This is a genomic window from Paludibacillus litoralis (genome assembly GCF_037646705.1).
Taxonomy (GTDB): domain Bacteria; phylum Pseudomonadota; class Alphaproteobacteria; order Rhodobacterales; family Rhodobacteraceae; genus Pikeienuella; species Pikeienuella litoralis.
In genome coordinates this window covers 243,064-256,428 of the sequence record NZ_JBBHER010000004.1, presented here as the reverse complement: position 1 = coordinate 256,428, position 13,365 = coordinate 243,064, and the positions used below count along the sequence as shown (strand labels likewise).

Genomic DNA, 13,365 nt, shown 5'->3' with positions numbered 1-13,365 from the left:
ATTCCGTAGCATGAGGCGCCGCGCGGATAAACATCGCATTCGCAAAACTCAACCTAAAGTAGAATCAAGTTGTATTTTTCCCGTGTTATATAAGGCGATTGGCCAGGATGCGGCCAGGGCGCCGGCATGGCCGGGGCGCCCCGTCAGCCGGTGATCGGCGGCTCGCGCCGCCAGGGGCACGCGTCATGCGCGCAGATCCGGCAATCGGGGCCGACCGGCTCCGGCGGCGCGGCGCCGGCGGCCGTGAGGGCGGCGTAGGCCGCGCCCTCGATCGCGTCCGGGTCCAGCACCAGCATGTCGGTCGCCATGCCGCTCGGCCGCTTCACCGCGATGGCGAGCGCGCGCGCGCCGTCCGCATGCGTCAGGAGGCGCGCCAGCGGCGGGCCGGATTCGGCCCGGTGCGCCGGCCAGACCGGGCAGTCGAGCCGCCGGCTCAGCGGCAGAAGATCGAGCGCGCCGCGCCGCTCCAGCACCCGCCCCGACGCGTCCGCCACGATATGCGCGGCCCTCGGCGCGCCGAGGGCGCCGAGGCAGGCGATCCGCCGCATCGCGAGCGCGGCGTCGCCGTCGAGCGCGCGCGCCAGCGCGCCGACATCCCAGCCGAGCCGCCGGCCGAGCGCGATGAACCCGCTTGCGGGCGCCAGCATCGCGTCGGCCAGCCGCCGCGCCAGTTCGGTCTCGATCAGCACGAGAATCTCGTCGGCGTCCTCCTCGCCCGCCGGCGCGTACGGCTCCGCGAGGTCGAAGAGCGCGCGCCGGCGGGTCTGCGCGGCGTAGGCGGGCGCGAGAAGGGCGAGCCGCTCCGCCCGTCCGGCGTCGGGCGGCGCGTCCGGCGGGCGCGGCGTCGCCTTCCGCAGCGCGGTCTCGAAATCGTCCCCCGCGAGGGTCGCGCGCGCGGTCGTCGCCATCTGCTCCAGCGCCTCCGCGAGCTCATGGCCGCCGCTCAGCGCCTCCTCCGCCGCGCCGACCGGGGCGGGGCGCCTGCGCGCCGAGGCGGAATCGTCGAAATACGCGGCGAGCCCGGCGCCGGTGACGGCGAGGCGGGAGGATTGCTCGAACATGATCTGCTCGAAGCGCCGCCGCTGCGCCGGGGCGACCGCGCGCCCCTCGGTCAGGATCTCGGCGGTGGAGCGGAGCGCGCTGATCTCCGTCAGCATCTCATGGACCGCCGCGCCGAGGGCGGGGTCGTGCGCCAGCCGGTCGGCCATCGCCTCCGCCTCCGCCGTCGCCGCGCGCCAGCGCTGATGGAGCGTGGCGGCGGCGCGCGCCCAGGCCGGGAACCGGGCGATGAACTCCTCGGGCGCGCTCGGGCGCGCGTCCGCGCCGGTGAGCCCCGGCTCCGCCGCCAGCTCGATCAGGTCCTCGCGGAGGCGCCGCTCCGCCAGCCCGTCCAGCTGATCGGGCGAAAGCGAAAGCTCCCGCCCGATCCGAATCAGCAGCGCCCCGCCGATCTTGCGCTTGTTGCTCTCGATCAGATTCAGATAGGCGGCCGAGACGCCGACCCGCGCCGCCAGCTCGTTCTGCTTCAACCCCAGGCGCCGCCGCCGCTCCCGGATCCGAAGCCCGGTGAGCCTTCGCTGCGCTGCGGGAAGTCTTTGCCCAGCCGTCATTTCATCTCCAAATGTGTAAACAATTGACAAATAAACATATCCGCCGGTGAATAAATTTACAGAATTTCCGTGCTAGGTCAAGGAGTTATTGACTAATTTTCCAACCGGCGCGATGCTCACTCCACAAACAACCAATTCCGACACCCCGAAACCCACCTTTCGCCAAGTCGGTCGCAATGGGAGGAGACGCATGTCTCAATTTAGCTTTAATCGCCGGGGCCTTCTCAAGGGCGGCGCCGCGCTTGGCGCCGGCCTTGCGATGCCGACGATCTTCACCAGCAAGGCGCACGCCGCGTATCTGAACGAGCCGACCAACGGCACGGTCACGCTCGGCTTCAACGTGCCGCAGACCGGCCCCTACGCCGACGAGGGGATGGACGAGCTCCGCGCGTTCCAGCTCGCCGTCGAACATCTGAATGGCGAGGGCGACGGCGGCATGCTCGCGACCTTCTCCTCGAAGGAGTTGAAGGGCGACGGCGTCCTCGGCAACAAGGTCGCCTATGTCTCCGGCGACACCCAGACCAAGTCTGACGCCGCGCGCGCCTCCGCCAAGTCGATGATCGAGAAGGACGGCGTGCTGATGATCTCCGGCGGTTCGTCCTCCGGCGTCGCGGTCGCGGTGCAGAGCCTCTGTCAGGAGGCCGGGATCATCTTCATGGCCGGGCTCACCCACTCCAACGACACCACCGGCAAGGACAAGAAGGCCAACGGCTTCAGGCACTTCTTCAACGCCTACATGTCCGCCGCCGCGCTGGCGCCGGTGCTGCTGAAGAATTACGGCGCCGATCGCAAGGTCTATCACCTGACCGCGGATTACACCTGGGGCTGGACGCAGCAGCAATCGATGCAGGCCGCCACCGAGGCGATCGGCTGGGAGACGGTGAACAACGTGCTGACGCCGCTCGCCACCACCGACTTCTCCTCTTACATCGCGCCGGTTCTGAACTCGGGCGCCGATGTGCTGATGCTGAACCACTACGGCGGCAACATGGTGAACTCGCTGACGCAGTCGGTTCAGTTCGGCCTTCGCGACAAGCAGGTCAACGGCAAGAATTTCGAGATCGTCGTGCCGCTGTACTCGGAGCTGATGGCGAAGGGCGCGGGCGAGGCCGTGAAGGGCGTCTTCGGCTCCAGCAACTGGTCCTGGACGCTGCAGGACGAGGGCACCAAGGCCTTCGTGAAGTCCTTCGGCACCAAATACGGCTTCCCGCCGTCGCAGGCCGCGCAGACCTGTTACGCGCAGACCCTGCTCTACGCCGATGCGGCGGCCCGGGCCGGCACGTTCAACCCCTGCGGGATCGCGGAGGCGCTGGAAGGGTTCGAGTTCGACGGGCTTGGCAACGGGCCGACGCTCTATCGCGCCGCCGATCACCAGTGCTTCATGGACGTGCTGGTGGTGAAGGGCAAGGACGAGCCCGAGAACGAGTTCGACGCGCTCGAAATCGTCGAGACCACGCCGCGGGCGCAGGTCGAATATGCGCCCGACCATCCGATGTTCGCCGGCGGCGAACTCGGCAAGTGCAACCCGGGCGCCTGAGCGCGGGATTGATCTGAGAACCGTCTGCGCCAGCGAAGAGGCTGGCGCAGACGCTCGGTTCCGACACCCGCGCCGTCGATGAACGGCCCGCGCTTGCAATGAACGGTAGGACCCGATGGACGCCATCCTGCTCCAGATTCTGAACGGCCTCGACAAGGGCAGCGCCTACGCGTTGATCGCGCTGGGGCTGACGCTGATTTTCGGAACGCTCGGTGTGGTGAACTTCGCGCATGGCGCGCTCTTCATGATCGGCGCCTTCTGCGCGGTGTCGCTGCAAAGATTGTTCAACATCTCCAGCGTCACCATCGACCCGACGAAGAAGGATTTTCTCGGCAATCCGCTTAAGGTCGAGACGCCCTATGTCGACACTTGGTTCGGCGATGCGATCGGCCACGCGATCATCGACTGGTCGGTGCCGCTGTCGATCCTCGTTGCGATTCCGATCATGCTGCTGATCGGCTACGTGATGGAGCGCGGCCTGATCCGGCACTTCTACAAGCGCCCGCACGCGGACCAGATCCTCGTCACCTTCGGTCTCGCCATCGTGCTGCAGGAGATCGTCAAGGCGATGTTCGGCGCCAACCCGATCCCGACGCCTGCGCCCGACGCCTTCGTCGGCTCGCTCGATTTCGGCGTGCTCGTCGGGTTCGAACCGAACGCGGTGATCTATCCCTATTGGCGACTGATCTACTTCCTGTTTTCGGCGGTGGTGATCGGCGCCGTATTCAGTTTCCTGCGCTTCACCACGTTCGGCATGGTCGTGCGCGCGGGCATGGCGGATCGGGAGACGGTGGGCCTGCTTGGCATCGATATCGACAAGCGCTTCACGCTGATGTTCGGCGTCGCCGCCGCGGTCGCGGGCCTCGCCGGGGTGATGTACGCGCCGATCAATTCGCCGAACTATCACATGGGCATGGATTTCCTGGTGCTCAGTTTCGTCGTCGTGGTCGTCGGCGGCATGGGGTCGCTGCCGGGCGCGGTGATCGCGGGGTTCGTGCTCGGCATACTCGAGAGCTTCGCGTCGATGAACGAGTTGAAGTCGATTGTGCCGGGGATCGACCAGATCATCATCTATCTCGTCGCCATAATCATCCTGCTCACGAGGCCGCGTGGCTTGATGGGGCGCAAGGGCGTGATGGAGGAGTAAGGCATGTTCAGCCTCGACAGAAAAGATTTACAGCTTCTGGGGTTGATCGCGCTCGTCGCGCTGTTCGCGCCCTTCATCCTGAACCCGTTTCCGGGGGACAGCCCGCTGGCGCTGTTCAACGCCGGCTACCCCGATCTGATGCAGCGGTTCGCGATCTACGGGATCTTCGCGATCGGCTTCAACATCCTCTTCGGGCTCACCGGCTACCTCTCCTTCGGCCATGCCGCTTTTCTCGGCGTCGGGTCCTATTCGGCGGTCTGGATGTTCAAGCTGCTGAGCATGAACATCCTGCCGGCGTTGATCCTCGCGATCGTCGTCTCCGGGCTTTTCGCGCTCGCCATCGGGTTCATCTCGCTGCGCCGGTCGGGGATCTATTTCTCAATCCTGACGCTGGCCTTCGCGCAGATGAGCTACAATCTCGCCTATTCGGTGCTGACGCCGATCACGAATGGCGAGACGGGGCTCCAGCTTACGTTGAGCGACCCGCGAATCCTGGACGCTGCGAACACGACAGGCTCGCTGCCGGTGACGACGCTGTTCGGCCTGGACATGAACGCGACGGGCGTCCTGAATCTGGGAGGATGGAGCTTCCAGTTCAACGCCGGCTATTATTTCTGCGCCATCGCATTGATTTGCGCGTTCTACATCGCGTTGCGGATCTTCCGGTCGCCGTTCGGGATGATGCTGAGGGCGGTGAAGACGAACCAGAACCGGCTGAACTACACTGGCGTCAACTCACGGCCCTACATGCTGACGGCGTTCGTGATCTCAGGCATGTACGCCGGGCTCGCCGGAGGGTTGCTGGCGGCGACCGATCCGTTGGTGGGCCCCGACCGGATGCAATGGACCGCCTCCGGCGAGGTCATTCTGATGACCATCCTCGGCGGCGCCGGCACGATGCTCGGCCCGGTGCTCGGCGCGGGTGTGATCAAGTATTTCGAAAACATCTTTTCGAAGATCAACGACAATGTGCTCGACGCCTGGTTCAATTTCCTGCCGGACGGAGTGGCCGACGTCGTGATCTGGATCCTGCATCTTTTCGTCGGTAAGGGCTGGCAGTTGACGCTTGGCGCGATCTTCATGCTGGTCGTGATCTTCCTGCCGGGCGGCCTGATGGAAGGCTTCAACCGTCTCCTCGGGACGCGGCGCGGCGGAGATGAAGGCGGCGGGGTCCGCCGTCGGATCTCGACGCCGGCGGAATAGGGGGAGCGGCGATGGGAATTCTTTCCGTACAGAATGTGAACAAGCGCTTCGGCGGCCTTCAGGCGCTCGACAACGTCAATCTCGACGTGCGTGAAGGCACGGTTCATGCGATCATCGGCCCGAACGGCGCCGGCAAATCCACGCTTCTGAACTGTTTCGTGGGCAGGTTGATCCCTGACACCGGGTCGGTGATCTTCGACGGGGTCTCGCTGATCGGATTGAAGCCGCACCAGATCAATCAGGCGGGAGTGACGCGGGTGTTTCAGACGCCGGAGATCTTCGGCGAACTGACATTGCTCGAGAATGTGATGATCCCGGCTTTCGCGAAGCGGGACGGGGCGTATCGCCCTTCGCTCTGGTCGCCGCTCCAGGGCGAGGCCGCTATTCGCGAAGCGGCGGAGGACGCGCTGGTCGAGGTCGGTATGGGCGCGAAGCGAGGCGAAATCGCCAACACCCTCAGCCGGGGCGACAAGCGGCGGCTCGAGCTGGCGATGGGGCTCGTTCAGAAGCCGAAATTGCTGCTGCTCGATGAGCCGACGGCGGGCATGGCGCGGGCGGACACCAACGCCACTATCGATCTTCTGAAGCAGATCAGCGAAACGGGCGTCACCATGGTGGTGATCGAACACGACATGCATGTCGTCTTCAGTCTCGCGCAGCGGATCACCGTGCTGGCGCAGGGCGCGCCAATTGTCGAGGGGCTGCCGGAGGACATCAAAGGCGACCTCAGAGTCCAGGAAGCTTACCTTGGCGTCGCGCATAATTGACGCCACGGAAAGAAGAGAACGGAGGCGTGCAGATGGGTCCGCTCGACGACGTTTGCGAGGCTATGCTGGAGGATCACGTGGAGAAACCGGCCAACGCCGGCGCGGCGGCGCCTTACTTCTCCGTCAGAGACGTTCACGCATATTACGGCGAGAGTTACATCGTTCAGGGCGTCAGCTTCGATATCCGCGAAGGCGAGATCGTGGCGCTGCTGGGCCGGAACGGCGCGGGGAAGACCTCAACCCTCCGCGCCATCGCGCGGGTCGCCGCGCCGCAACTCGCCAAAGGGGAGATCTGGCTCGACGGAAAACCCCTGCACCAGATGAAGGCGTATCAGGCGGCGGGGGTCGGCGTCGGTCTGGTGCCGGAGGATCGACGGATCATCCCCGGGCTTTCGGTGGAGGAGAATCTGCAACTGGCCCAGATCGCACCGCCGAAGGGCTGGTCGATCGACGAGATCTACGGCCTTTTCCCGCGCCTGGGCGAACGGCGGAAACAGGACGGCGCCACGCTCTCTGGCGGAGAGCAGCAGATGCTGGCCATCGGCCGCGCGCTGGCGCGCGATGTGAAGCTTCTTCTTCTGGATGAACCCTATGAAGGGTTGGCCCCGGTGATCGTGCAGGAGATCGAGAAGACGCTGGAGCATATCAAATCGCTGGGCATGACGACGCTGATCGTCGAGCAGAACGCCATCGCCGCGTTGCGGCTCGCGGATCGGGCGATCATTCTCGATATGGGGCAGGTTGCATTTGACGGCGCGGCGCGGGAAGTTCTGGAAGACGCCGGATTGCGGCAGGAGTACCTGGCGCTTTGAGTTTGCAGATGAAGACTGACAAAAGGATCCGTCATGACCGAGAAGGTGATCGCCCCCGGGGCTGATGTCGTGAAACGCGCACATGTCGACGAGGCGAAATACAAGGAGATGTATGCGCGCTCGATCGCCGATCCGGATGGTTTCTGGGGCGACGAGGCGCGCGCGCGGCTTGACTGGATCAAGCCGTTCACGAAAGTGAAGAACGCCAGTTTCGCACATGACAACGTCTCGATCCGTTGGTTCGAGGATGGCGCGTTGAACGTATGTGCGAACTGCGTCGATCGGCATCTCGCGACGCGCGCCGACCAGACGGCGATCATCTGGGAGAGCGACGACCCGGCGACGGATGCGGCGATCACCTATCGTGAGCTTCACGCGCAGGTCTGTCGGCTGGCGAATGTCCTGAAGGCGCATGGCGTCACCAAGGGCGATCGCGTCGTTCTCTACATGCCGATGATTCCCGAGGCCGCGTACGCCATGCTGGCGTGCGCCCGGATCGGCGCCGTGCATTCGGTCGTCTTCGCGGGGTTCAGTTCGGATGCTCTGGCGAGCCGTATCAACGACAGCGATGCGAAGATCCTGATCACCGCCGACGAAGCGCCGCGGGGCGGCAGAAAAACCGCGCTGAAGTCCAATGCGGACGTCGCCCTGCAGCATTGCTCGGACAAGGTGCGATGCCTTGTCGTCAAGCGCACCGGCGGTCAGACGACCTGGACCGATGGGCGCGACTTCGATCTGACCGCGGAGATGAAGGCCGCGAGCGACGAGTGCCCCTATGAGGAGATGTCGGCGGAGGACCCGCTTTTCATCCTTTACACGTCCGGCTCGACCGGGCGGCCGAAGGGGGTCGTGCACACCACGGGCGGGTATCTTCTTTACGCCGCGATGACGCATCAACTCGTGTTCGACTATCACGATGGGGACATCTATTGGTGCACCGCCGATGTCGGCTGGGTCACCGGACATAGCTATATCGTCTACGGGCCGCTCGCGAACGGGGCGACGACGCTGATGTTCGAGGGGGTTCCGACCTACCCGGACGCCAGCCGCTTCTGGCGGGTCTGCGAAAAGCACAAGGTGAACCAGTTCTACACAGCGCCGACGGCGATCCGCGCGTTGATGGGGCAGGGCGAGAAATTCGTCGAGGCGGCGGATCTTTCCTCTCTCCGGCTTCTTGGTTCGGTCGGCGAGCCGATCAACCCCGAAGCGTGGCTTTGGTACCAAAGAGTGGTCGGCAAGGGGCGCCTCCCGATCGTCGACACCTGGTGGCAGACCGAGAATGGCGGGATTCTGATCAGCCCTCTGCCCGGCGCCACCAAGACCAAGCCCGGCTCGGCCACGCTGCCTTTCTTCGGCATCGAGCCGGCGGTGTTCGACCCGAAGACCGGCGAGGAGATCAAGACGGTCGAGGCGGAGGGGGTCCTCTGCATGAAGTCCGCGTGGCCCGGCATGTTCCGGACCGTCTATGGCGATCATGAGCGGTTCGTCTCCACCTATTTTTCGGACTTCAAGGGGCATTATTTCTCCGGCGATGGCTGCCGGCGGGACAAGGACGGGTATTACTGGATCACCGGCCGCGTCGACGACGTGATCAATATCTCCGGTCACCGGATGGGGACGGCCGAACTCGAAAGCGCCCTTGTCGCCCATCCCAAGGTGGCCGAAGCCGCCGTGGTCGGCTACCCGCACGAGATCAAGGGGCAGGGCATCTATGTCTATGTCACGCTGATGGACAAGGAGACGCCGACGGACGAGTTGAAGAAGGAGCTCTCCGACTGGGTGCGCAAGGAGATCGGCGCTTTCGCCAAGCCGGATCTGATCCAATGGGCGCCCGAGTTGCCGAAAACCCGCTCGGGCAAGATCATGCGGCGCATCCTCCGGAAGATCGCCGAGAATACGCATGACTCGCTCGGCGACATCTCCACGCTGGCGGACCCGACAGTGGTCGATGACCTGATCGAGCATCGGCTAAACCGCTAACGCGAAAAGCGAAGGGCCCGTCCTGAAGGCGGGCTCTTCGCCTGATCCGACCGGAGATCGCTGGTCGGTTGATTTCGGCGCCGCGGCGACGATCCGCTCGCGCGCGGCCAGATAGCCGGTGTTGACGACGCGCTTGTCGAGACGGCGAACAGGGTCTCCGCCGCGCCGGCCCGTTGGGATGCGCGTGGAATGGCCCGCCCTGATCCTCCGAACGGCCATGCAGCGCCTGGGGCGGCCATGGTCCTGAACATGAGCGTCGGATCGCGGGTCGGTCCTCCGCCGTTCGGGCCGTCCGAACGTTTCGGCGTCTTGGCCGGCGGCTTGCGAAAAGCGCCCCAAGGCGCCGCCGCGCTCAGCCGACTGTATGGCGGGTTGGAACGTGGACATCGTCAAAGGCGATCCCTAAAATCCTGAAGGCGAGGCGCGCGCGGGTAAGGTGGCGGGCGATGACGCCGCGCGGATCGCATGAAAGAACCCGAATTGTTGGATAGGATGGGCTCGTGGATGTTTCGAGGCGGGTCGGCGCAGCCGGCGATCCGACGATCATGAAGGCGGGCTTCGCCTCGGGCCGGAGCCCCGACGCTTTGGGGCGCGGGGCGTGACGCCCGCCGCGCGGGTCGCCGCCGCGATCAGTCTTCTGGACGCATGGGAGGCTGGCGCGGGCCGCATGGAGCCGCTCCTGCGCGGTTGGGGGCGCGCCAATCGCTACGCCGGCTCCGGCGATCGGCGGGCGGTCGGGGACATTGTCTACACATGCCTGCGCCGGCGACGATCTCTCGGCGCGCTGTCCGGCGCCACAGGCGGGCGGGGACTGGCGCATGGGCTTGCGCTCTCGGAAGGCTGGCCGATTGAAGAGATCTTCTCCGGCGTGGGCCATGCGCCCGCGCCGCTGACGGAAGCGGAGGCGACGGGGCGGCGGCGCGCTGCGCCCGACCCGGTGCGTTTCGATCACCCTGACTGGCTGGAGCCGATCCTCAAGGAGGACCTCGGCGCGCGCTACGCGGCGGTCATGGAGGCGCTCTCGCACCGCGCGCCGGTGGATCTGCGGGTCAATCGGCTGAAGGCGGACCGGGACGGAGTTCTCTCGGCGCTCGCGGCGGATGGCGTAGACGCCGCCGCGCTCCCCACGCCCGGCGCGATCCGTTGCAAGCCCGGAGCGCGTGTCGCCGGGAGCCGAGTCCTCGTCGACGGCTGGGCCGAGCCGCAGGATGAAGCGAGCCAGATGGCGGCCGCGCTCGCCGCGCCTGCGCCGGGAGAGACCGTGCTGGATTTTTGTGCGGGTGGAGGGGGTAAGGCGCTCGCTTTTACGTCATTGATGAGCGGGAGGGGCAGGGTGATCGCGCATGACGTGTCGCCGATTCGGATGCGCGATATTCCGGCGCGCGCGGCCAGGGCCGGCGCAAAGGTGGAGATTGCGGATGGCGCGGTTCTCGGTGCGCTCCGCGGCGCCTGCGATCTTGTTTTCGTCGACGCGCCCTGTTCAGGTTCGGGCGCCTGGCGGCGGGATCCGGAAACGAAATGGCGGCTGACGCCGGATCTTCTGGCGACCCGGATCGCCGATCAACGCGCGGCTTTCGCCGCCGCGCTGGCGTATCTGAAGCCAGGCGGCCGCATCGCCTATGCGACATGCTCAATCCTGTCGGCGGAGAATGCGGCGCAGGCCGACCTTTTTCAGCGAGAGCATCGTCTGACGGAAATTGCGCGCATGCGCCATTTGCCGGATGAAGGCGCCGATGGATTTTTCTGCGCTGTTATGACTGCGGCGTGAATGGCCGCCTACCAACGGCGGCGCTGAATTTTAAACGCTATTGCGAAAATTACTGCGGATTGTTCGTTAACTCACCGTTAACGTCTAAGGTCGCATAGATCGGCATGTTTTGAGGCTTCAGGTGAGTTCTATGGCTGAACCCGAAGGCGGCGAGAACGCTCAGGCTTGGCCGTGGCTCGCTCTTGCGCTGGCGTCCCTCGTTCTGGCGGGGGGCGGCGCGTTTCTTCTTTCAGAAGGCGCGCCGTCGGTCGCCTCGGACACGCTCCGGGTCATCGTTGGCGCAGTGGCCATCGCGGGGGCGGGAGCCTCGGTCGCGGTTCTCATCCGCCGGGGCCGGGCGAACGCGGCGGCGGGGTTCGCGGCGCTTCATGGGCGCGCCGGCGCGCCGGCCGCGCTCAGCGATGATCAGGGGCGGCTGCTTCTCTGCAATCCGGCCTTCGGCTCAATGGCGACCCGAGGGCGCTCCCTCGGGCCTCGCCTGGGAGCGCTGACGGGGGACGAGGCGGCGGGCGACGCCCTGGTTTACCGACTGGCGAACAAGGCGCTTCGCGAAGGCGTGGCGCTGGAGCGCAGGCCGGGGCCGGATGGCCGGATTTTGTCAATCCGGGTCGGGCGCGCCGAGCGGAAGCGCCAGTTGATCTGGACGCTGACCCCGGAGCCGGAAGAGCCGGCGGCGAGCCATGAGGGCGCCGTCTACGCGTTCGCCGTTCGTCGGACGGATGGCGAGATCCGGGAGGCGAACGCCGCGTTCGAGGCGTTGGGCGCTGTCGATCAGGCCGCCGCCTTCGCCGCGCTGGACGAGGCGCGAACGGAGGGGCGCGGGCACGCCGAGACCATGTTGCCAGAGGCGGGGCGCGCGATCGTCGCCGCCGCGCCTCTTTCGGGTGGGGCGACAGGCGCGCTGATCTTCCCGATGACCGCGCTGGCGCGCGGCGCGCCGGGCACGACGTTTTTCGAGGAGGCGCCGGTGGCGCTGGTCCGACTGTCGGCGGCGGGGGTGATCGAGGCGATGAATGCGGCCGCGACGGCTCTGCTCGGCCCGGACGCGGTCGAGAATGCGGCGTTCAGCGAGGTGGTGCAGGGACTCGGACGGCCGATCGGGGCGCGCATCGCGGAAGCGGCGGCGGGGAGGGGCGCCGGGCGCCCGGATCTCGCACGCGCCACGCGGCGCGACCGCGAGCTTTATCTCCAGATCGCGATGAAGCCGATTACGGGCGACTCGCACGAGATTCTCGCCGTGCTCTGGGACGCCACCGATCTGGAGGCGAAAGAGCGTCAATTCGTCCAGTCTCAGAAGATGCAGGCGGTAGGTCAGCTCGCGGGCGGCGTCGCGCATGATTTCAACAATCTCCTGACCGCGATTCTCGGCCATTGCGACCTGATGGCGATGCGCCGCGACGAGACTGACCCCGATTTCGGAGACCTGACCCAGATCCGGCAGAACGCCAACCGCGCCGCCGCGCTGGTGCGCCAGTTGCTGGCCTTCTCCCGCCAACAGAAACTGGACCCGCGGGCCTGCCGTCTCCCCGACGTCATGGACGAGCTCGGCCATCTTTTCGACCGGCTGCTCGGCGAGCGGGTGACGCTGCGGCTGAATTGCGAGCCGGCGCTATGGCCCGTCTGGGTCGATCAGAGGCAATTCGAACAGGTTATCCTGAATCTCGTGGTCAACGCCCGGGACGCGATGCCGGAAGGTGGCGAGGTCCGGATCGATTGCCGAAACGAAACCCTGCGCGAAGAGCTGCGGCGGGATCGGGCGGTGGCGCCGGTCGGAGATTATGTGCGGATCGAGATCACCGATCGCGGCATGGGAATGAGCGACGAGACGCGAGCGAAGGTCTTCGAGCCCTTTTTCACGACAAAACGGCAGGGGGAGGGCACCGGGCTGGGCCTCTCCACCGCATATGGCATCGTCAAGCAGACCGGCGGCTTCATCTTCGTTGATAGCGAACCGGGCGTGGGTTCGGTGTTCACGCTTCTGATCCCGCGGCTGGAGGCGGCGGCGACGCCTGAGAGCGCGCGTGAGCGGTCCGCTCAGGCGACAGATCTGACCGGCGCGGGGCGGGTTCTCCTGGTCGAAGACGAAGCCTCGGTTCGCGCATTTGCGGCGCGCGCGCTTCGTCTTCGCGGATACGACGTGATTGAAGCCGAACACGCGGAAGCCGCGCTCGCCATCCTTGACGATCCGGCGGTGGAGGTGGATCTGGTGGTGTCGGACGTGGTGATGCCGGGGCTCGACGGGCCCGCATGGGTGCGCGAGGCGCGCCGCGCGCGACCATGGCTTTCCGTCATATTCACGTCAGGTTACGCTGAAGATGTGTTCAGCAAGGGCCTGAACAAGATAGAAAACTGCAGCTTCCTCGCGAAGCCGTTCTCGCTGGAGGAGCTCGGCGTCGCGGTGAAGGAGAGATGCCCGCCGGTTCGGCGAAAGGAAAGTGCGCGCGAAATGACCGGCGCAGGATGAGGCGCGGCCGGGGGCGCCGGCCCTGACGGAAAAAAAGAATATTCCCTATTTGTTCTCCTGACGCTAAGGTGCTACAC

The 13,365-nt window shown here is 65.9% G+C and carries 9 protein-coding genes; 8 read left to right on the top strand and 1 reads right to left on the bottom strand.

The annotated features are described in order from the left end of the window. Nucleotides 1–143: 143 nt before the first annotated feature. Complete coding sequence (locus WG921_RS08020; protein ID WP_340108691.1) at nucleotides 144–1,610, bottom strand: helix-turn-helix domain-containing protein; 1,467 nt, start codon at nucleotides 1,608–1,610, stop codon at nucleotides 144–146. 190 nt (nucleotides 1,611–1,800) lie between these two features. On the opposite strand from WG921_RS08020, the gene WG921_RS08015 reads away from it, so the two are divergent. The 8 genes from WG921_RS08015 to WG921_RS07980 all read left to right on the top strand — a co-directional run bounded on the left by WG921_RS08015 (nucleotide 1,801) and on the right by WG921_RS07980 (nucleotide 13,288). Beyond that, on the top strand, nucleotides 1,801–3,147 hold the full coding sequence (locus WG921_RS08015; protein WP_340108690.1) for a substrate-binding protein: 1,347 nt from the start codon (nucleotides 1,801–1,803) through the stop codon (nucleotides 3,145–3,147). Nucleotides 3,148–3,262: 115 nt separating this feature from the next. Beyond that, entirely contained in the window at nucleotides 3,263–4,294 is a 1,032-nt protein-coding gene (locus WG921_RS08010; RefSeq protein ID WP_340108689.1) for a branched-chain amino acid ABC transporter permease, read from the top strand. A gap of 3 nt (nucleotides 4,295–4,297) precedes the next feature. Then, complete coding sequence (locus tag WG921_RS08005; RefSeq protein WP_340108688.1) at nucleotides 4,298–5,497, top strand: branched-chain amino acid ABC transporter permease; 1,200 nt, start codon at nucleotides 4,298–4,300, stop codon at nucleotides 5,495–5,497. A gap of 11 nt (nucleotides 5,498–5,508) precedes the next feature. Continuing rightward, nucleotides 5,509–6,264 (top strand): ABC transporter ATP-binding protein, encoded by a 756-nt coding sequence (locus WG921_RS08000; RefSeq protein ID WP_340108687.1) that lies wholly within the window; start codon nucleotides 5,509–5,511, stop codon nucleotides 6,262–6,264. Between the two features lie 62 nt (nucleotides 6,265–6,326). Then, nucleotides 6,327–7,076, top strand: coding sequence for an ABC transporter ATP-binding protein (locus tag WG921_RS07995; protein ID WP_340108929.1), 750 nt, complete (start codon nucleotides 6,327–6,329; stop codon nucleotides 7,074–7,076). Nucleotides 7,077–7,109: 33 nt separating this feature from the next. After that, on the top strand, nucleotides 7,110–9,056 hold the full coding sequence (gene acs, locus WG921_RS07990; protein WP_340108686.1) for an acetate--CoA ligase: 1,947 nt from the start codon (nucleotides 7,110–7,112) through the stop codon (nucleotides 9,054–9,056). A gap of 598 nt (nucleotides 9,057–9,654) precedes the next feature. Then, complete coding sequence (locus WG921_RS07985; protein ID WP_340108685.1) at nucleotides 9,655–10,824, top strand: RsmB/NOP family class I SAM-dependent RNA methyltransferase; 1,170 nt, start codon at nucleotides 9,655–9,657, stop codon at nucleotides 10,822–10,824. Between the two features lie 130 nt (nucleotides 10,825–10,954). Continuing rightward, nucleotides 10,955–13,288, top strand: a complete 2,334-nt coding sequence (locus tag WG921_RS07980; protein ID WP_340108684.1) for a hybrid sensor histidine kinase/response regulator — start codon at nucleotides 10,955–10,957, stop codon at nucleotides 13,286–13,288. The last annotated feature ends 77 nt before the right edge of the window (nucleotides 13,289–13,365 follow it).

Excerpts from the sequence above, each read along its gene's own strand:
- WG921_RS08015 (WP_340108690.1), top strand. The coding sequence starts at position 1,801 with ATGTCTCAATTTAGCTTTAATCGCCGGGGCCTTCTCAAGGGCGGCGCC.
- WG921_RS08010 (WP_340108689.1), top strand. The coding sequence starts at position 3,263 with ATGGACGCCATCCTGCTCCAGATTCTGAACGGCCTCGACAAGGGCAGC.
- WG921_RS08020 (WP_340108691.1), bottom strand. The coding sequence starts at position 1,610 with ATGACGGCTGGGCAAAGACTTCCCGCAGCGCAGCGAAGGCTCACCGGG.
- WG921_RS08000 (WP_340108687.1), top strand. The coding sequence starts at position 5,509 with ATGGGAATTCTTTCCGTACAGAATGTGAACAAGCGCTTCGGCGGCCTT.
- WG921_RS07995 (WP_340108929.1), top strand. The coding sequence starts at position 6,327 with ATGCTGGAGGATCACGTGGAGAAACCGGCCAACGCCGGCGCGGCGGCG.
- WG921_RS08005 (WP_340108688.1), top strand. The coding sequence starts at position 4,298 with ATGTTCAGCCTCGACAGAAAAGATTTACAGCTTCTGGGGTTGATCGCG.
- WG921_RS07980 (WP_340108684.1), top strand. The coding sequence starts at position 10,955 with ATGGCTGAACCCGAAGGCGGCGAGAACGCTCAGGCTTGGCCGTGGCTC.
- acs (WP_340108686.1), top strand. The coding sequence starts at position 7,110 with ATGACCGAGAAGGTGATCGCCCCCGGGGCTGATGTCGTGAAACGCGCA.